Annotated in this window: 11 protein-coding genes; 10 read left to right on the forward strand and 1 reads right to left on the reverse strand. The window is 66.2% G+C overall.

Annotated elements, in window-relative coordinates; genetic code table 11:
- Positions 1 to 75: 75 nt before the first annotated feature.
- From ACN9M6_RS12570 to ACN9M6_RS12595, 6 genes are all read left to right on the forward strand, one after another.
- Complete coding sequence (locus ACN9M6_RS12570) at positions 76 to 1,803, forward strand: hypothetical protein (RefSeq protein WP_419163243.1); 1,728 nt, start codon at positions 76 to 78, stop codon at positions 1,801 to 1,803.
- A gap of 280 nt (positions 1,804 to 2,083) precedes the next feature.
- Entirely contained in the window at positions 2,084 to 5,452 is a 3,369-nt protein-coding gene (locus ACN9M6_RS12575) for a SusC/RagA family TonB-linked outer membrane protein (RefSeq protein ID WP_419163244.1), read from the forward strand.
- 101 nt (positions 5,453 to 5,553) lie between these two features.
- A complete protein-coding gene (locus ACN9M6_RS12580; RefSeq protein WP_419163245.1) occupies positions 5,554 to 7,281 on the forward strand; it encodes a hypothetical protein in 1,728 nt (575 codons plus the stop codon).
- A 168-nt stretch (positions 7,282 to 7,449) separates the two neighbouring features.
- Complete coding sequence (locus ACN9M6_RS12585) at positions 7,450 to 10,833, forward strand: SusC/RagA family TonB-linked outer membrane protein (protein ID WP_419163246.1); 3,384 nt, start codon at positions 7,450 to 7,452, stop codon at positions 10,831 to 10,833.
- Between the two features lie 100 nt (positions 10,834 to 10,933).
- Positions 10,934 to 12,667 (forward strand): hypothetical protein, encoded by a 1,734-nt coding sequence (locus ACN9M6_RS12590; protein WP_419163247.1) that lies wholly within the window; start codon positions 10,934 to 10,936, stop codon positions 12,665 to 12,667.
- Positions 12,668 to 12,866: 199 nt separating this feature from the next.
- Positions 12,867 to 13,070, forward strand: coding sequence for a hypothetical protein (locus ACN9M6_RS12595; RefSeq protein WP_419163248.1), 204 nt, complete (start codon positions 12,867 to 12,869; stop codon positions 13,068 to 13,070).
- Between the two features lie 9 nt (positions 13,071 to 13,079).
- Here ACN9M6_RS12595 and ACN9M6_RS12600 read toward each other — a convergent pair whose 3' ends face one another.
- A complete protein-coding gene (locus ACN9M6_RS12600; protein WP_419163249.1) occupies positions 13,080 to 14,216 on the reverse strand; it encodes a carboxypeptidase regulatory-like domain-containing protein in 1,137 nt (378 codons plus the stop codon).
- Between ACN9M6_RS12600 and folK the strand changes: the two genes are divergently transcribed.
- The 4 genes from folK (at position 14,209) to ACN9M6_RS12620 (ending at position 20,044) form a co-directional block, all read left to right on the forward strand.
- Complete coding sequence (gene folK / locus ACN9M6_RS12605; protein WP_419163250.1) at positions 14,209 to 14,826, forward strand: 2-amino-4-hydroxy-6-hydroxymethyldihydropteridine diphosphokinase; 618 nt, start codon at positions 14,209 to 14,211, stop codon at positions 14,824 to 14,826. The genes ACN9M6_RS12600 and folK overlap by 8 nt on opposite strands.
- Entirely contained in the window at positions 14,807 to 15,961 is a 1,155-nt protein-coding gene (gene aroB, locus ACN9M6_RS12610; RefSeq protein ID WP_419163251.1) for a 3-dehydroquinate synthase, read from the forward strand. Before folK ends, aroB begins: the two co-directional genes overlap by 20 nt.
- A gap of 115 nt (positions 15,962 to 16,076) precedes the next feature.
- Entirely contained in the window at positions 16,077 to 17,663 is a 1,587-nt protein-coding gene (locus ACN9M6_RS12615; protein ID WP_419163252.1) for a class I adenylate-forming enzyme family protein, read from the forward strand.
- A 161-nt stretch (positions 17,664 to 17,824) separates the two neighbouring features.
- Positions 17,825 to 20,044 (forward strand): NYN domain-containing protein, encoded by a 2,220-nt coding sequence (locus tag ACN9M6_RS12620; protein ID WP_419163253.1) that lies wholly within the window; start codon positions 17,825 to 17,827, stop codon positions 20,042 to 20,044.
- Positions 20,045 to 20,080 lie beyond the last annotated feature (36 nt).

Below are 20,080 nucleotides of genomic sequence, written 5' to 3' on the forward strand. Positions count from 1 at the left end.
CCCTCTCCGGAGGGCGGGCCGCTCCTCGCTCACGCCAAGGGGATCAGCAGATACCGACTGAACAACGGAGAGATCATGAATAGGAAGCTGACACTACCGGCTTTTGCGCTGGCGCTGTCGGTCGGCTTTTCGGGCTGCGACCTACAGGTCCAGAACCCGAACCAGCCGGACCGCGCGCGTGCCCTGGCCGGCCCGGATGATGTGGAGACGCTCATCGCGAGCTCCTTCCTGAAGGTCTGGGAGATCGGGCATTACTGGAACAACTCGAACTTCGCGTTCGGCCACATGGCGAACCGCCACACGGCGACGTGGGGCAACATGGCGATGAACGACCTCGGTCGTGAGCCCCGCGAAACGCTGCCGAATACCCCGTCGTACCGCTGGGCGTATGTCTTCGAGGGGAACTGGGGCGACGCCTACGGCGGCATTTCGGGGGCTTCGGACGGGATCCGTGCCATCGAGGGGGGGCTCGAGATCGGCGATGGCGGTGAACGTAACGCCAGAGCTCTGGCCTTCGCGGCGGGGAACCAGGCGATTCTCTCGTGCCTCCTGGGGCTGTGGTACGACCAGGCGTTCATCGTTGACGAGACGACCGACCTGGGCGGCGAACTGGACACGGTCGACTACACTGCCTTGGCCAGCTACGCGATGGGCAAGCTGGACGCGGCGGAATCGCAGTCCCGCGCTGCCTCGTTCACGCTCGAAGAGACGTGGATCAACGGCAATGCGTGGGACAACAACCAGTGGGCCGACTATCTCGTCGGCTGGAAAGCTCGCTGTGCGGCGAACATGCCGCGCACGGACGCTGACGCGGCGGGTGCCAACTGGAGCCAGATCATGGCCAACGCCCAGAACGGGATTGGCGATGTGGTGGTGACGGGTGAGGACTCGTCGTCGGATTCGCCCTGGTTCGACGGCCTCAAGACCCTTATGCAGGAGAACGACACCTGGCACCGCATGCATATGGACTGGGTCGGCATGGCCGACCAGAGCGGCGAGTACCAGGACTGGGTCTCGACCCCGACGGAGCAGCGAACGGCCCGTCAGATGACGTTCGGCGACGACAAGCGGTTCCCGCCGACGAACGATAACGGGGCGACATCGGACATCGTGAGTCCCTCGGCCGCATCCTTCGGCCCGCGATCGCGATACAACTCGACGATCATCTTCCGGCCGGAGCGTGGTACGTATCGCCAGTCTCACTACGGTGATATGCGGTACGACGCCTACACGCTGAGCTGCAGCTTCTGCTTCTTCGGCGCCATGGAACACATGACGTCGCAGGAGATGGATGCCTACGTTGCCGAAGGGCACTACCGGATGGGCAACTTCGCGGGTGCTGCGGAGATCGTGAACAGGACGCGCATGGAGGCCGGACTGCCTGCGGCGCCGTCCAACCCCACGGATGTGGTTCCGTCGAACGGGGCGGGCGAGTGCACGCCGCGGAAGCGGTACGACACCCAGGGCCGCTGCGGCAACCTGCGGGATGCGATGTGGTTCGAGCACTTCGAGACTGTGTTCAACGTGTTCGGCGGGCTCGAATTCTGGCACGGGCGTCGTAACGACCTCCTGCCGGCGGGCACTGCGCTGCAGGTTCCGATCCCGGCCGCCGACCTCGAGGTGTTGCAGCGTGACATCTACACGTTCGGTGGTGGCGGTGCGAGTTCGGCCGGCAACCCAATTCCGCCGTCCGTGGTTCCGGGTAGCCTCGACTCCGCTTTGGAGCGGGTCGCGTACGCACTGGAGCGCCTCCGGGCGAACCAGAAGCTTGAGAAGGGGATGCGGGATCTCGTCGTGCGCTAGGTACCCGACCGCACTGGGTTTCGAGCCAACAAGGCGGTCTTATTGAGTAGAAGATGTCTTGAAGGAGCATGGGGATCTTCCGGTGCCGTCAGGTGGCGGTGCCGGGAGGTCTCCGTTTAGCAACCAAACGATCGGGTGGCGCAATTTCGCGCTCCCGATCGTTCTACATCCAGGGAGTTTGGTCTCGACGCGGTGGACCGGCCCGGTTGCGTCGACAGAGATGGGGCTCCCCCGGCGGTGTCCGGGCCATTGGGATCCCACTGCAACAGGAGGGTGATCCATGCTGTTTGACTCGTCAGGAAGGTGGAAGCGCGCGAGCGTGCTTGCCGCCACGGCCGTGAGCGCCTGGCTCTTTATCGGCGCGGCTCCGCTGATCGCGCAGGGCGCGGTTTCGGGGACGATCACCGACTCGGAGACGCTGGCCCCGGTGGCCGGGGCGCAGGTGTTCGTTGCGGGTACGGTAGTCGGTACGCTGTCGGGTGCGGAGGGCACGTACCGGCTGGAAGGCGTACCGGCGGGCGAACAGACCGTGACGGTGCGCCTGATCGGCTACCGTGAGATGTCGCAGACGGTGTCCGTGTCGTCGGGCCAGGTGGCCGCGGCGGACTTTGCCGTCGTGCAGACGGCGCTCCGGATTCAGGACATCGTGGTGACGGGGGTGGTCGGCGAGACGCCGCAGGTGAAGCTCCCGTTCACGGTGGAGCGGCTGTCATCACAGGACTTCCCGGTTCCGGCCGCCGATGTCTCGTCGCTGCTGACGGCGAAGGCGGCCGGCGTATCCGTGGTTTCGGGTTCGGGCCAGCCCGGCGCCGAGGCGTCGATCATGCTGCGCGGCCCGACATCGATCAACACGTCCGGCCGGTCACTGTCGCCGCTGATCGTGATCGACGGCGTCATCCAGTCCGACCAGGCCTCGCTTTCGGACATCGGATCGCTGGACATCGATCACATAGAGATCGTGAAGGGCGCGGCGGCGGCGTCGCTGTACGGCTCGCGTGCGCAGAACGGCGTGATCGAGATCACGACGAAGCGCGGCACGGGCCTGCAGACGAACTCGCTGAACATCCTCGCCCGCGGCGAATATGGCATGAGCCAGCTTGTCGGCGACGTGGGTTTGACGCGTTCCCACCCCTACAAGATGAACGCGGCCGGGACGAAGTTCATCGACTCCGACGGCAACGAGGTCGCCTTCACCGACCTGAGCCGGCCCGGTTTCGGCGCCCCCGTGCTCGCGAACCAGATCAACCCGGAAGAGCCCGGAGATTCCTATACGGCGTTCGCGAACCAGGCGTTCCCCCATGAGCTGTTCGACCACATGAACACGTTCTTCGATCCGGGCGAGACGATCGACGCATACGGCGCGGTCACGGGCCGCTTCGGCGAGTCGAGCTTCCGGGTGAGCATGGATCAGTTCATCGAGGGTGGCGTCGTTCGGTGCACACCGTGTATCGACAACCTCTCCACGCTGAACGCGGATCGGGCCGCTCAGGGCCTGACGGCTTTCGACGTCGGGCTTCCGGACGACGACGGTTACGAGCGGCAGAACGTGCGGTTGAACGTGGACACGCGGTTCGGCGACCTGGACATCGCGGCGAGCGGCTTCTACTCGCGCGCCACCCAGGACGACAAGGCTCTCGAGAACGGTGCCTTCAGCCAGCTGACCTTCGCCTCGCCGGCGGTCGACCTCACACAGATCGATCCGACGGACGGGTATCCCCTGATCGACGCGGACACGCAGTCGATCTCGTCCAACCCTCTCTACCTGCTGGCGATCGTAGACAGCCGCGACCGTCGGACGCGGACCATGGGTTCGGTGGATCTCAACTACTCGCCCTCGGGGGTCGACTGGCTGTCGCTCGAAGCGAACGCGTCGTTCGACCGCACGGACTTCTACGACTACGAGCTGTACCCGAAGAACGAGAAGACGAGGGAAGGCCCGACCGGCGGCAGTCTGCGAGAGGGCAACTTCACGGATGAGGCGATCAACGCGTCGGTGACGCTGGGCGCGAGCCAGACGTTCATGGACGGCGATCTTACGGTGCGCGGTAAGGCCCGCTACCTGATCGAGGACCAGCAGTACGAGTCGAACGGCGTGTTCGGCAGCCAGTTCTCGGTGCAGGACGTGCCGAACTTCGGCGCGATCATCGGCTCGACCACCGGGAGAAATCTTGTCCGCTCGATCAAGGCGGAGGGGCTGTTCGGGATCGCGAGCGTCGACTACAAGGGCCGCTACATCCTCGACGGCCTGGTTCGTCGCGACGGTTCGTCGCTGTTCGGGCCGGACGAGCGGTGGCAGACGTACTATCGCGGCTCGTTCGCGTGGCGCCTGTCGCAGGAAGATTTCTGGAACATCGACGCGATCGACGAGTTCAAGCTGCGCTTCTCGCTGGGCACGGCGGGCGGTCGGCCGAACTTCCAGGCGCAGTACGAGACGTTCGGTATTTCGGGGGGCGCGATCTTCCCGGTCAACCTCGGCAACACGGCGCTGAAGCCGGAGTTCACGACCGAGCGCGAGGCGGGGATGAACTTCGTGTTCTTCGAGAACATCGGTCTCGACCTGACGTACGCGTGGCAGACGACGGATGACCAGTTGCTCCGCGTTCCGCAGCCGGCGTTCGTGGGCTTCTCGAGCCAGTGGCAGAATGCCGGTGAGATCTCGGCGCGGTCATACGAGGTATCCCTCCGCTACGCGCCGATCGACACGGAGGACATGGGCCTGCAGTTCCGGGTGAACTGGGACCGGACGCGGCAGGAGATCACGCGTCTGGACGTGCCGGCCTATCGGCAGGGGACATTCTTTGTCTCCGAGGGCCGTCCACTGGGTGAGATGTGGGGCCATGTGCTCGCGACGACGTGCTCGGAACTCGCGCCGATCGGCGTTTCGGCCTCCGACTGCGCCTCGAACTTCCGGGTCAACGACGACGGGCTGCTCGTATGGACGGGTGGCGCCGAGCCCACCGCGGGGTTCAGCCAGAGGCTGTGGGGCACGGACGGCACCGTGCCCACGGAGGACGGCGGCGAGCAGGCCTACAACTGGGGTGTCCCGATCAAGGTTCTCGACTACTCGCCGGCCTGCGTGTCGAAGAACCCGTCCAACTTCATGGACAAGTGCCAGTTGACGGACGTTCTGCCGTTCGGGAACACGACGCCGGACTTCAACCTGTCGTTCGGATCGAACTTCCGGTACAAGAGCCTGAGCCTGAACGCGCTGGTCGAGTCGTCGATGGGCCATTCGATCTACAACAACACCGCGCAGTGGGCGCTTCGCGATGACCGCGGCGAGGACGTGGACCAGACGGGCAAGCCGCTCGAGTTCAACAAGTCCATCGGTTACGTCGCGGGGCTCTACACGTCCAACAACGACAACGCGTGGTTCCGTGAGGACGGCGACTGGATCAAGATCCGCGAGCTGTCGGTCGGCTACACGCTGCCGCAGGCGGCCGTGGAAAGCCTGTTCGGCCAGATGTTCGACCGGATCACCCTGAACGTGATCGGCCGCAACCTGCTGACGATCACCGACTACCGCGGATACGATCCGGAAGTCGGCCGAACCGGCGGAGAACTCGCGAGTTCGACTCTGCAGCGATACGACAGCTTCGGGTATCCGAACTTCCGCTCGTTCACTTTCTCGGCGGAACTGGTCTTCTGACCCGTCTTGCGGCCGTGGGTCGGCCGCCCTTTCGCGAGGGCGGCCGACGCGCGAGCCGGACGAACGGGATCGGGAGAACGTGATCGAAAAATGGAGGGACCATGAAGAAGAAGCTGACACTGCCTGCCTTCGCGCTGGCGCTTGTGGTCGGCTTTTCGGGCTGCGACCTGCAGGTCAACAATCCGAACGAGCCGGACCGGGCGCGCGCCCTGGCGAGCCCGGACGACGTGGAATCGCTCATCGCGAGTTCCTATCAGCAGGTCTGGGCGATGGGGCACTACTGGGATAATGCGAACTTCGCCTTCAACCATATGTCGAGCCGTCACACGGCGACGTGGGGCAACAACGGACAGAACGACCTTGGTCGCGAGCCCCGCGAGCCGATGCCGAACTCGACCTCCTATCGCTGGTCGTACGTGTTCTCGGAACACTGGAGCGACGCCTACGGCGGCATCTCGGCGGCGTCGGACGGGATCCGGGCCATCGACGAAGGCCTGGAAATCGGTGATGGCGGTGAGCGCAACGCACGCGCCCGCGCGTTTGCCGTCGCCAATCAGGCGCTCCTGAGCTGCCTGCTCGCGCTGTGGTACGATCAGGCCTTCATCGTCGACGAGACGACGGATCTCACCGGCGAGCTCGAGACGGTCGACTACAACGCGGTGTTCGCCCATGCGATGGGCGTTCTGAACGAGGCGGAGTCTGCCGCGCGGGCGGCTTCGTTCTCGCTCGAGCCGACGTGGATCAACGGGAATGCCTGGGACAACAACCAGTGGGCCGATTACCTCGTGAGCTGGAAGGCGCGCTGCGCGGCGAACATGCCGCGGACGGACGCCGAGGCGGCGGGGGCGAACTGGAGCCAGATCATCGCGGACGCGCAGAACGGCATTCGCGATGTCGTGGTGGTCGGCGAGGACCGTTCCTCGGATACGGCCTGGTTCGACGACCTCAAGGCCAAGGCGCAGCAGAACGGCACCTGGCACCGGATGCACATGGACTGGGTCGGCATGGCGGACCAGAGCGGGGAATACCAGGACTGGCTCACGTTCCAGACGTCCAAGCGGACGGCGCGCAAGATGGCGTTCGGGGACGACAAGCGGTTTCCGGCGGTCAACGAGGACGGCGTGCTCGGGGAGAGCGTGAGTCCCACGGCCGCGTCCACCGGCCCGCGCCACCGCTATAACGCCAACATCATCTTCATTGCTTCGCGCGGGACCTACCGGCAGTCGCACTACGGCGACGCACGGTACGATCACTACACCCTGAGCTGCAACTTCTGCGAGTCCGGCGACATGGAGGAGATGACCAGCCAGGAGATGGATCACTACGTCGCCGAGGCCCGCTACCGGATGGGCGACTTCGCGGGCGCGGCGGACATCATCAATGTCACGCGCATGCAGGCCGGGCTGCCCCCGGCTCCGTCGAACCCGACGGATGCGGTTCCGTCGAACGGGGCGGGCGAGTGCACGCCGCGGAAGCGTTACGACGTGCAGGGGCGCTGCGGCAACCTGCGGGACGCGATGTGGTTCGAGCACTTCGAGAACGTGTTCAACGTGTACGGCGGGCTGGAGTTCTTCCACGGCCGCCGCAACGACATTCTGCCCGCGGGAACGGCACTGCAGCTGCCGATGCCGGCCGGCGACCTCGAGGTGTTGCAGCGGGACATCTACACCTTCGGCGGTAGCGCTGGCGGCGCGGCCGGGGATCCGACACCTCCGTCGGTCGTCCCGGGGAGCTTCGATTCCGCGCTGCAGCGAGCTACCTATTCGCTGGAGCGTCTCCGGGCGCACCAGAAGATGTCACGTTCGAGGGAGGATCTCGTCGTCCGCTGAGACAAGCATCCACGATCGGGGGAGGCTGACGACCTCCCCCGCTTCGTTTACACTATAGAGTAGAGGGTTTGGTCTCGACGCGGTGTGCTGACCCGGCCGTGTCGGGGCGAGATATGACCCTCGGAGAATCGCGGGTCGTAGAGGATCCCAGCAACAGGAGGGTGATCCATGTTGTTTCACTTGTCAGGAAGGTGGAAGCGCGCGAGCGCGCTGGCCGCCACGGCCGTGAGCGCCTGGCTCTTTATCGGCGCGGCTCCGCTGATCGCGCAGGGCGCGGTTTCGGGGACGATCACCGACTCGGAGACGCTGGCCCCGGTGGCCGGGGCGCAGGTGTTCGTTGCGGGTACGGTAGTCGGTACGCTGTCGGGTGCGGAGGGCACGTACCGGCTGGAAGGGGTACCGGCGGGCGAACAGACCGTGACGGTACGGCTGATCGGCTACCGTGAGATGTCGCAGACGGTGTCCGTGTCGTCGGGCCAGGTGGCCACCGCGGACTTCGCCATGTCGCAGACGGCGCTCCGGATTCAGGACATCGTAGTGACGGGGGTGGTCGGCGAGACGCCGCAGGTGAAGCTCCCGTTCACGGTGGAGCGGCTTTCGGCTCAGGACCTCCCGGTCCCGGCCGCAGATGTCTCGTCGCTGCTGGCGGGCAAGGCGGCGGGCGTGTCGGTGATTTCCGGTTCCGGACAGCCCGGCGAGGCGGCGTCGATCACACTGCGCGGCCCGACGTCGATCAACACGTCCGGGCGGACCATGTCGCCGCTGATCGTGATCGACGGCGTGATCCAGTCCGAGGCCGCCACGCTCTCCGACGTGGGTGCGCTGGACATCGACCACGTGGAGATCGTGAAGGGTGCGGCGGCGGCGTCGCTGTACGGCTCGCGTGCGCAGAACGGCGTGATCCAGATCACGACGAAGCGCGGCACGGGCCTGCAGACGAACTCGCTGAACATCCTCGGTCGTGGCGAGTACGGCTTCGGCCAGCTGGTCGGCGACATCGGTCTGGTGCGCTCGCACCCCTACACGATGAACGCGGCAGGGACGAAGTTCATCGACAGCAATGGGGACGAAGTCGATTTTCGCGACCTGAACCGCAAGGGCTTCGGTTCCGCGCAGCTCTACAACCAGATCCAGGTGGGCGAAACCGGGACGGTGGAGACGGCGTTCGCGAACCAGGCGTTCCCGAACGAGTTGTTCGATCACATGGACACGTTCTTCGACCCGGGCGAGACGCTGGACGTGTACGGCGCGGTCACGGGCCGGTTCGGCGAGTCGAGCTTCCGGGTCAGCGTCGACCAGTTCCGCGAGGGCGGAGTGGTCAGTTGCTCCGCGTGCATCGACAACCTCGCCACGCTCAACGCCGACCGGGTTGCGCAGGGCCTCTCGGCTTTCAACGTCGGCGTTCCGGACGACGAGGGCTACGAGCGTCAGAACGTGCGACTGAACGTCGACACGCGGTTCGGCGACCTGGACATTGCCGCGAGCGGGTTCTACTCGCGTGCGACACAGGATGACAAGGCGGTCACGAACTCTGCATTCGCGCGGTTGACCTTCGTGTCGCCGGCGATCGACATATCGGGAGTTTCCCCCCTCGACGGGTATCCCGACATCGACGCGGACCCGCAGTCGATCGAGGCGAACCCGCTCTACCTGCTGGCCACCAACAACAGCCGGGACCATCGAACGCGGACGATGGGCTCGGTGGACCTGAACTTTACGCCATCGGGGTTCGAGTGGCTGTCACTGGAGGCCAACGCGTCGTTCGACCGGACGGACTTCCGTGACTACGAAATCCGCCCCAAGAACGAGCGGACATCCAGCGCCAGCGGCACCGGTGAGTTCACCGGCGGGCGCCTGCGTGAGGGCAACTTCACGGACGAGGCGATCAACGCGTCGGTGACGCTGGGCGCGAGCCAGGCGTTCATGGACGGCGACCTGACGGTTCGCGGTAAGGTCCGCTACCTGATCGAGGACCAGCAGTTCGAGCAGAACGGCGTGTTCGGCAGCCGGTTCTCGGTGCAGGACGTGCCGAACTTCGGCGCGATCATCGGCGAGACGACTGGAAGCAACCAGGTCCGCTCGATCAAGGCGGAGGGGCTGTTCGGGATCGCGAGCGTCGACTACAAGGGCCGCTACATCCTCGACGGCCTGGTTCGTCGCGACGGTTCGTCGCTGTTCGGGCCGGACGAGCGGTGGCAGACGTACTACCGCGGCTCGGCCGCCTGGCGCGTGTCTCAGGAAGACTTCTGGAACATCGACGGGATCGACGAGTTCAAGCTGCGCTTCTCGCTGGGCACGGCGGGCGGCCGGCCCAACTTCTACGCCCAGTACGAGACGTTCGGCGTCTCGGCGGGCGCGATCTTCCCGATCAACCTCGGCAACCGGGCCCTGAAGCCGGAGTTCACGACCGAGCGCGAGGCGGGGATGAACTTCGTGTTCTTCGAGAACATCGGCCTCGACCTGACGTACGCGTGGCAGACGACGGACGACCAGCTGCTGCAGGTTCCGCAGCCGGCGTTCGTGGGTTTCTCGAACCAGTGGCAGAACGCTGGTGCGATCGCCGCGGAGACGTACGAGGTGTCGCTCCGCTATGCGGCGATCGACACGCAGGACATGGGCCTGCAGTTCCGCGTGAACTGGGACCGAACGCGGCAGGAGATCACGCGTCTGGACGTTCCCGACTTCACCCAGGCCGGGACCTTCTTCGTCTCCGAGGGTCGTCCGCTGGGCGAGATGTGGGGTGAAGTGCTCGCGACGAGTTGCGCGCAACTCGCGCCGATCGGCATATCGGCCTCCGAGTGCTCCTCGAACTTCCAGGTGAACGACGACGGTCTGCTCGTTCCGACGGGTGGCGCCGCGTTCACCGACGGCTTCAGCCAGGGGCTCTGGGGCACGACGGTTTCGGTAAACACGGCCGACGGTGCAGAGGATTACAAGTGGGGTCTCCCGACCTATGTGAAGGACTACTCGCCGGCGTGTGTGGCCAAGAACCCATCGAACTACATGGACAAGTGCCGGCTGCAGGAGTTCCTGCCGTTCGGGAACACGACGCCCGACTTCAACCTGTCGTTCGCGACGAACTTCCGGTACAAGGGCCTGAGCCTGAACGGGCTGCTCGAATCTTCGATCGGCCATTCGATCTACAACAACACGGCTCAGTGGGCGCTTCGCGAGTTGCGCGGCGAGGATGTGGACCAGACCGGCAAGCCGCTGGAGTTGAACAAGCCGACGGCATACGCCTCGGTGATCTACAATGTCGGCTCCGACGACTCATGGTTCCGCGAGGACGGCGACTGGATCAAGCTCCGTGAGCTGTCGCTCGGCTACACGCTGCCCCAGGGGGCCATGGAAGCTCTGTTCGGACAGGTGTTCGACCGGATCACCTTTAACGTGATCGGCCGCAATCTGATCACGATCACCGACTACCGCGGGTACGACCCCGAGGTCGGTCGCAGCCGGGGATCGCTCCAGAATCAGGCGATAAACCGGGTGGACAGCTTCGGTTATCCCAACTTCCGGACGTTCACCTTCTCGGCGGAATTGGTTTTCTGACCCGTCCTGCGGCCGTGGGTTGCCCGCCCTTTCGAGGGGCGGGCAACCCATGAGCCGGACGAACGGATCGGGAGCACGTGATCGAACTAATGGAGGGATCATGAAAAGGAAGCTGACACTGCCTGCTTTCGCGCTGGCGCTTGTGGTCGGCTTTTCGGGCTGCGACCTGCAGGTCGACAACCCGAACGAGCCGGATCGAGTGCGCGCCCTGGCGGGCCCGGACGATGTGGAGACGCTCATCGCGAGCTCCTACATCAAGGTCTGGGAAATCGGGCATTACTGGACCAACGCGAACTTCGCCTTCAACCACATGTCGAGCCGCCACACGGCGACGTGGGGCAACATGGGGATGAACGACCTCGGTCGTGAGCCCCGTGAACCGCTGCCGAACTCCCCCTCGTACGGCAGTTCGTACATATTCGAGGGGAACTGGGGTGACGCCTACGGCGGCATTTCGGGGGCTTCGGACGGGATCCGGGCTATCGACGAGGGTTTGGAGATCGGCGACGGCGGTGAGCGCAACGCGCGCGCGCGCGCGTTCGCGGTGGCAAGTCAGGGGATGCTGTCCTGTCTGCTCGCGTTGTGGTACGACCAGGCTTTCATCGTCGACGAGACGACGGACCTGAGCGGGGAGCTGGAGACGGCCGACTACAACGCCGTTTTTGCGTACGCAATGAACAAGCTGGACGAGGCGGAGTCTGCGGTTCGTGCGGCCTCGTTCACGCTTCCGGATACGTGGATCAACGGGAACGCGTGGGACAACAACCAGCTGGCCGACTATCTGGTGAGCTGGAAGGCCCGCTGCGCGGCGAACATGCCGCGCACGGACGCCGATGCTGCCGGCGCGAACTGGAGCCAGATCATGGCCAATGCCCAGAACGGGATGCGTGACCTCGTCGTCATTGGCGAGGACCGATCTTCCGGCACCCCGTGGTGGAGCGGCATCAAGATCTTCATGCAGGAGAACAATACCTGGCACCGGATGCACATGGACTGGGTCGGCATGGCGGATCAGAGCGGCGAGTATCAGGATTGGCTTTCGACACCGACGGAACAGCGTACGGCTCGCCGGCTGACGTTCGGTGACGACAAGCGGTTCCCGGCCGCGAACGAAAACGGTCTGCTGTCGGAAATCGTGAGCCCGACGGTCGCCTCCACCGGCCCGCGCTCGCGGTACAACGCGACGATCATCTTCCGGCCGGAGCGCGGCACGTACCGCCAGTCGCACTACGGCGACGCTCGGTTCGAACACTACACGCTGAGTTGCAGCCGGTGTGAGTTCGGTACCATGGAGTCCATGACGTCGCAGGAGATGGATGCCTACGTCGCCGAAGGGCACTACCGGATGGGCAACTTCGCGGGTGCCGCGGAGGTCGTGAACAAGACCCGCATGGAAGCCGGACTGCCTCCGGCGCCGTCCAACCCCACGGATGCGGTGCCGTCGAACGCGGCGGGCGAGTGCACGCCGCGGAAGCGGTACGACGTGCAGGGCCGCTGCGGCAACCTGCGGGACGCGATGTGGTGGGAGCACTTCGAGAACGTGTTCAATGTGTTCGGCGGACTCGAGCACTGGCACGGGCGCCGTAACAACCTCCTGCCGGCGGGGACGGCGCTGCAGCTGCCTATGCCGGCCGCCGACCTCGAGGTCCTGCAGCGGGACATCTACACGTTCGGTGGTGGGGAGGCGAGTTCGGCCGGCAACCCCATTCCGCCGTCGGTGGTTCCGGGCAGCCTCGACTCCGCTCTGGAGCGGGCGGCGTTCTCTCTGGAGCGTCTCCAGCGGAGTCTGGCAGCCGCGCGGGGTGAGGCAAACGCGGATCTCGTCGTCCGCTAGTCTCGCGGAACGTAGCTCAACGGTCTGAAGCCGGCTTCGGGCCGACGACGAGGCCACCGGGTTCCCTCGGTGGCCTCGTCGCATTCCGGAGCAATTCTGTCAGAAACCGCGGACCCGGGACGTTCCTCTTGTTGTGCGGCGACGGTCAGCCGCACTAGTCTGTCGACCTTCCGACGAGGGTCCTGGTGAGAGGTTATAGATGAAACAAAAGGCAATGAGCTTGCTGGCTGCCGCGACCATCGCGATCAGTTTGGCGGGCGCTTCCGTTACCGGGTGTCAGAACCTCGATGTCGGGATGTCGATTCCCGTGGGTGACTCGCTGAAGCAGGACCCAGGGCTGGACGAGCCGGGTTCTACCAACCCGGGGAACAACATCGTCCCGGTCAACCCGCAGGGGCGCTAGCGACCACGGTCAGCCCGCGCCCCGCCGCGTCCAGATGACGATCGATCCGCACCGCCCGTAGAATTGGGGGGGCGTCTCCGAAATCCCGCGATACACTTCGACTGCGGCGAGGTCGCCCGCCACCGCGATCATGTCGAGGTCGATCGGATAGGGGAGCCCGTGAAGCTGGCGCCCATCGACGTAGAACGTCGGGAGGCACCCCGTCATCGTTTGGCCCGCCATTCGGATGTACACCTCGCAATGCGGAGCACAGGTCTCCCGGAGGTTGACGGCCGGGATCGTTCGCAGAACGTCGGCCAGACTGCGATAGCGCTGGCGGTCGATTTCCTCGGGCGTAACGAACGCGCCGAGGCCTCGCTCGAGCCGATCGTAGAACTCGGTTTCCTCGAGCCAGCGAGATCTCGCGGTAACCTCGACCGCGATGGGTGCGACGGCGATCGGCCGGGGAGCGAGCCGGATCCGGGCATTCGTGCTCACGCCCGGTGCGACACTCAGAGCCGCCGTCGGCTCTCCGTACGCGACATGGCGGATGACGAGTTCCTGCAATCCCGCGGGTACTTCCGCAATGCGGAACCTGCCGTTGGACTCCGTGACGACCGACCCTCGAGCGCCCGGGATCCGGACCGTCGCGCCGCTGATCGGCTGGGCCGTCGAGTCGTCGAGCAGGATCCCGGAAACAGCGCCCATCGGCCCCTCATGGAGCACGTCGAGGTCCTCACGGTGCATCTCGCCCTCTTCGAGGATCAGAGCGACGCGCCAACTCGTCATGCTGAGCGCGTCGGCCCAGACCGTCATGCGGGTCTCCTGCGGTACATCGCAAACGACGTAGGCGCCGTCCTCGGAGTCGGCGGCGAAGTGGCTCGGGATCTCCCTTCCGGTTTCCGTAGTGCGGGTAGCCCATGTGAGGTGGACGCGGCCCCCCGGAAGCGGCAGGCCGCTCCGGCCGTCAGTGATGGTCCCGTAGAGGATCGACTGATTCTCGATCGGGTGGACGCTGCGGCACTGGTTGCGGATCCGCGTAGAGTCCAGCTGGCCGGCGAGGGGCGAGGCACAGTAAGCGAAGATGCACAGCGCGGTGAACGAGACGCCGGCTTGCCGGACCGTGGTCTCGGTTGTGCGGCGATCGGGAACGGGTGATGTGTTCAAGGCGACTTGCCCCGGGCTGCCGGGATTCGACCACCCATCATACGGTTTCCGCCTGAGTGTGGATACGCTTGCCCATCCGCCCGACCCCGCCCTTCGCCCGGTGGCCCTCGGCCTCGGATCGAATCTGGGGGCCCGGATTGAACACCTGCGAGATGCAGCCCGCAGCCTGCGCGAGGAGGTACTGGTCGAGGCCCGGTTCTCCGGAGTCTACGAGACCGTTCCCGCCTACGGCCTCGATCAGCCCGCCTACTTGAACGCATGCTGCGTGGGCTGGACGCGGTGCGATCCGCGGGATCTGCTTGTCGCGCTCAAGGATCTGGAGTCCAGGGCCGGGAGGGATCCGCTCGCGCCGAGATTCTCCTCCCGGCCGCTCGATCTCGACATCCTGCTGTATGCGAACGAAGTTGTAGCGACTCCGCTGCTCACGATTCCGCACGCCGCAATGTCTGAGCGAGCCTTCGTCCTCGTGCCGCTGGCGGAGATTGCCGGCGGCTGGCCGCATCCCGCACTCTGCCGCTCGATCGCCGACCTGGCCGCCGCCGTCGATACCACGGGCGTGAAGGTCACGAATCTGCGTCTGACGGAGGCCCATGAGCCGCAAGACTCTTGAAGTCCGGATCGCCGCAGGCGGGAGCTATCCGATCCATATCGAGCCGGGCCTGCTCACCGACGTGGCTTCGGTCTGCAGGAGTCAGTCACCCGCGCACCGGTACGCGGTGATCGCCGATTCTCAGGTGGCCCGACTCTACGGCCCTGGCGTCATGTCATCCTTGAAGGACGCCGGCCTCGACGCCGCCCTCATCCCGTTCCCGGCGGGCGAGTGGAACAAGAGCCGGGAGCAGTGGTCGTCGCTCAGCGACCGCATGCTCCGGGCGGGGTTCGGGCGGGACTCGGCTGTGGTGGCACTCGGTGGCGGCGTGACGGGCGATCTTGCGGGGTTTGTCGCGGCGACCTACATGCGCGGCATCCCCGTCGTTCAGATTCCCACCACGCTGCTGGCCATGCTCGACAGTTCCGTGGGCGGAAAGACCGGTGTCGACACCGAAGCGGGCAAGAATCTGGTCGGCGCCTTCCACCACCCCTCGGCCGTGCTGGTCGATCCCGCCGTGCTCGAGACGCTCCCGCGTCATCAGCGTTGTGCGGGGCTGGCCGAGGCCGTGAAGACGGCGGCCATCCTCGACGCCGGGCTCTGGCGCTGGATCGCGGGGCGAGCTTCGGCACTGGTAGACGGCGAACCCGAAGCCTCCGCCGAACTCATCGCCCGGGTAGTCCGGCACAAGGCCACGGTCGTCGGGGACGACCCCCTGGAGCGCGGCGTGCGCGAGATCCTGAACTTCGGGCACACCGTGGGCCACGCGCTGGAGGCTCTCGAAGGCTACAAGCTCCTTCACGGCGAGGCCGTTGCCGCGGGCATGCGCGTGGAGGCGCGCCTCGGCGAATCCCTCGGGATCACGGACGGGGGAACCTCCGGGCAGATTGCGACGCTCCTGGAGGCGTGCGGGCTCGACGGAGACTGGGAGACCGAGCGCGGACCAACGGAAATCCGGGACGCGATGTCCAAGGACAAGAAAGTGCGCAAGGCCCGGGTCCGGTGTGTGTTTCTGGCTCGTGTGGGCGAGGTCGCGACCGATCCGGACGGACGCCACAGTTTCGCTCTGGAACAGGAAGATCTCGCCGGCCCGCTTGCGACGGCTTTACGGCCAGCCTCGGAAGGTGGAGATTGTCCCGGCCACGGCCGTCCGTGACAGGGCGCCAGGACGACGCGTTGGCCGTGAACCGCCGGCAGGACACCACCGGCCCCAGGGCAGCATTTCACCGAACCGGCAAGAAGTGACCGCAGCCGAACATCCCGAGACCCCGATGCTGAGCGTCGCCGGCCTGTTCGCCGAACACGTCGACGCGAACCCGCACGCCCCGTGCATTCTGGCGGGCGGGGAGTCGTGGAGCTATTCCCGCGTCGCTTCGCAGGCTCGGGCGCTTGCGGTCGGGCTTCACAGTCTCGGTGTCGAACCCGGGGATCGAGTCGCGGTCGTGCTTCCGAACTGGCCCGAGTTCGTGGTCTCCACGCTCGCGGTCGCCGAGACCGGAGCCGTCCTCGTGCCGCTCAGCCCCAACTATTCGGCGCGCGAGTTACGCTTCATGCTGCGGAACTCAGAGGCCGAGGTCACGATCACCGCCGAGGAATGGAACGGAACCGACTACCTCCAGCGTTTCGAGAGTCTCCTGGTCGAATTGCCGGACCTTCAGTACGTGGTGACGGTCGGGGAAGAGGATCTCTGGTACGACGACCGGATCTTCCAGTTCGAAGATCTGATCGCAGCCGGTCGGGGACGGGAGGCCCCGCCCGCGGAGGTGGATCCGCTGCGGGATCCCTGCGCGATTCTGTACACACCCGGCACCACAGGGGCCCCGAAGGGTGTGATGCTAACGCACGACAACCTCGTGCGGACGGCGCTCGCGACCGCGCGAAGAATGGCGCTGGGCCGGAACGACCGAACCCTGTGCAGTGTACCTCTGGCGCACATCTTCGGAATGACCGCTGCGCTGACGACGCTGGGCACCGGAGGTTCGCTGCTTCTGCAGGAGGCGTTCGACGCGAAAGAGGCACTCGTACTCACAGCTGCACACGAGGCCACGGTGGTTCACGGCGTCCCGACGATGTTCGTGATGTTGCTCCGGGAACTTGCGCGCGGGGCGCCGCTTCCGGGCTCGCTCCGAACCGGGGTCATCGCCGGAGCCCCCGTCGGCGAAGCGTTGGCAAGGGAAGTGCGCCGGCGTCTGATCCCGGACCTCGAGATCGCCTACGGCCTGACCGAAACCTCCCCCACCGTCTCGATCACGACCGCCGGCGACCCCGAGTCCAAGCGCGCCCACACGGTCGGTCGCCCGCTGGATGGAGTCGAGATCAAGGTCCTCGAAGAGACCGGCGCCGAACTGCCCGACGAGTCCGTGGGGGAACTCGCCGTACGGGGCTACAACGTGATGCGCGGCTATTTTCGTCAGCCGGGACAGACGCGCAAGACCATGACGGAAGACGGGTTCCTGAAGACGGGCGACCTTGCGATGGTCGACCCCGAGGGTTACCTGCATATCGTCGGCCGTTTGAGCGACGTGATCATCCGCGGGGGGTACAACGTTCACCCTGCCGAGATCGAGGCGCAGCTCCGGTCCCACCCGGCGGTGGAAGAAGCGGTGGTTCTCGGGATCCCCAACGACGTGCTGGGTGAGCTCATTTGCGCATGCGTGATCACGGCCGAAGGGGCTTTGATCACGGGCGATGAGATCCGCGATTTTTGCCAGGAGTCTCTGGCCGACTACCGAGTGCCGGATATCATCCATTTCCTGGATGAGCTTCCGGAGGCCTCCAGTGCTGCGGCGCGCCGCGTGAGCCTGGCCCGCGCCATACGCGCGGAGGCCGACACGAGGACGAGCCGGGGCACAACGTAGCAAGGGCCGCCGCGCGGTCGTCAATGAGGATGGCCTGGGACGGCGGCACAGAAAAACGCGAACGGCGTTCGCAGACCCCTCTCACCATCCCCCCCGTCGACCCGGGGGCGAGGCGGAGGGGCCTCGAAGAACCGTTCGCAGCAAAGAACGGAAAAAGAGGTATGAACGAACCCTACACGCGGGCGCCGCACAGGCGTTCCTCCGCCGATACGGTACGACACACCGCGGCGCTGCTCATCGACTTCGACAACGTCACCATGGGGATCCGGTCCAACCTGGGCCAGGAACTCCGCAACTTCCTCGACTCGGACATCATACGCGGCAAGGTCGCCGTGCAGCGTGCGTACGCGGACTGGCGGAGATATCCCCAGTACATCGTACCGCTCTCGGAATCCTCGGTCGATCTCATCTTCGCGCCCGCCTACGGATCGTCGAAGAAGAACGCGACGGACATCCGGCTCGCCATCGACGCGCTGGAACTCGTGTTCATCCGTCCCGAGATCGAGACCTTCATCCTGCTCTCCGGAGACTCCGATTTCTCGAGCCTCGTGCTGAAGCTGAAGGAGTACGGCAAGTACGTGATCGGCGTCGGACTGCAGGAGTCCACGTCGGACATCCTCGTTCAGAACTGTGACGAGTATTACAGCTACAATCGGCTGTCGGGGCTCACGTCGGCCGACGAGATCCAGACCGAGAAGCATGATCCGTGGGAGCTGGCCGGCAAGGCGGTTGCACGGATGGCCGAGCGTGGCGACGTGATGCGGTCCGATCGGCTGAAGCAGGTGATGCTGGAGATGGATCCGGGCTTCGACGAGAAGACCGTCGGTTTCTCCCGGTTCAACCGCTTTCTGGGAGAAGCCGCGCGACGCGAACGGATCGTACTCAGCAAGCGCGAGAACGGGCAGTACGACGTGGCGCCGCCAGGTGGCACACCGTCCCGGGCCCCGACCGACAGCGTGAGCCGCAAGGAAACGCCGTCGACGGGGGGTGGAGGCGCGGCGTCGCGAAGCCGGGGTCGGCGGGGGCGCCGCGGAGGCTCCGGACGCGGCCGTGGACGGCCGTCCGCCGGGAAGACCGCGGTGGAACCGGCGCCCGAGAAAGCGACGGCTTCATCGGACGACGCCCTTCGCGGCGCCTACCGGGCGCTGGCCCGGGCGATCCGCGACCTGTCGCCGGAGGGTGCGCCGGTCCGCGACTCCATGGCCAAGCGCAAGCTTCTCGAGTACGACGCCGCCTTTGACGAAGGGACTTTCGGCTTCAGCAAGTTCAGCCTCTTCCTGCGCGCCGCACACGAGGCCGGAGTCGTCCGGCTGGCACGGCACGAGGACGGCAACCACTACCTGACGCCGGGCGCCGGCGGTGCCGGCGCGAAGGGCGCGGCCGCGCCCGGGCCGAAAGCCGACCGCGCGGACTCGCCGCAGGACCGGGATAGCGGGACGGCGGCGAAGTCGGACGCAGCCGGAGGGCGGTCAGCGCTCTCCGCGGCCGCCGCGGCTGCCCGGAAGACCCTGGGTCGTCTGAGGCGCGGGCCGCCCCCACGCGACGATCGTCCGATGCAGGCCGAGGATCCGTCACGTTCGCGACCCGAGACTCCGAAGGCACGGGAGAAGACGACCGAATCGAAGCCCGCGTCGCGCTCTCCGCGGCAGCCTGCGCCGAAGCGCGAGGCTGGACCCGTTCGTCGCGACCGGTCGCGTGGACAGTCGCCCCGCGCGAAGGAGGCGCGGGTGAGGGATGGGTCCGCCAGGCAAGCCCCCTCCCCCGGGAGCCGGCCCGCCGAGCCGAAGCGTGAAGCCGCGGGGCGTAAGAGCGAGCCTCCGAAGCATCAGCGAAAGCCGGCGGAGCGTCAGCGCCCACCGGTGGAGCCGAAGCGCCCGCCGGTGGAACGCCAGGCCGAGGCTGCGGAACGCCCGAGTGAGTCCACGGACTCGCAGAGCGCGGCTCCCCGCCGGACGCTGGGGCGCTATCGGTCGGGGTCGCGCGGTCGCACACCCGCGCCTCGGGCCGCCGGAGCGAAGGGCGGCCACCGCATCGGGCCGATCGCCAAGGACGACGTGCCTGCCGAACCGGCACCGAAGAAGGCGCGGCGGGGAACCGGGAATGTCGAGCCGGCTGCCGAAGAGGGACGCAAGGCCGCAGGTACCGGGAGACGCACCGGCCGGACCGGCGGCGGATCCGGGAAGCCGGCCGGCGGACCCGTCGGCCACATGGTGCGGACCTACGCGGGTGTCGGAAAGCGCACCGCGGAGATTCTGTTCGAGCATTTCGGCGAACAGGTGTTCGACGTCATCGACTCCAGCCCGGAGCGTCTGACCGAAGTGCTCTCGGAGGGCCGCGCGAAGATCGTTCGGGAAGCCCGCCGCGCCGAGCGAGAGAGCTGACCCGGAGGGCAGACTCGCTGCGGCCGAGGGGCGCCG

The organism is Candidatus Palauibacter sp. (assembly GCF_965197445.1).
Taxonomy (GTDB): Bacteria; Gemmatimonadota; Gemmatimonadetes; order Palauibacterales; family Palauibacteraceae; genus Palauibacter.

Bases quoted from the DNA above. Each gene is read 5' to 3' on its own strand.
- ACN9M6_RS12585 (WP_419163246.1), top strand. From the start codon at position 7,450: ATGTTGTTTCACTTGTCAGGAAGGTGGAAGCGCGCGAGCGCGCTGGCC.
- ACN9M6_RS12580 (WP_419163245.1), top strand. From the start codon at position 5,554: ATGAAGAAGAAGCTGACACTGCCTGCCTTCGCGCTGGCGCTTGTGGTC.
- ACN9M6_RS12620 (WP_419163253.1), top strand. From the start codon at position 17,825: ATGAACGAACCCTACACGCGGGCGCCGCACAGGCGTTCCTCCGCCGAT.
- ACN9M6_RS12615 (WP_419163252.1), top strand. From the start codon at position 16,077: ATGCTGAGCGTCGCCGGCCTGTTCGCCGAACACGTCGACGCGAACCCG.
- ACN9M6_RS12575 (WP_419163244.1), top strand. From the start codon at position 2,084: ATGCTGTTTGACTCGTCAGGAAGGTGGAAGCGCGCGAGCGTGCTTGCC.
- ACN9M6_RS12595 (WP_419163248.1), top strand. From the start codon at position 12,867: ATGAAACAAAAGGCAATGAGCTTGCTGGCTGCCGCGACCATCGCGATC.
- ACN9M6_RS12570 (WP_419163243.1), top strand. From the start codon at position 76: ATGAATAGGAAGCTGACACTACCGGCTTTTGCGCTGGCGCTGTCGGTC.
- ACN9M6_RS12590 (WP_419163247.1), top strand. From the start codon at position 10,934: ATGAAAAGGAAGCTGACACTGCCTGCTTTCGCGCTGGCGCTTGTGGTC.
- aroB (WP_419163251.1), top strand. From the start codon at position 14,807: ATGAGCCGCAAGACTCTTGAAGTCCGGATCGCCGCAGGCGGGAGCTAT.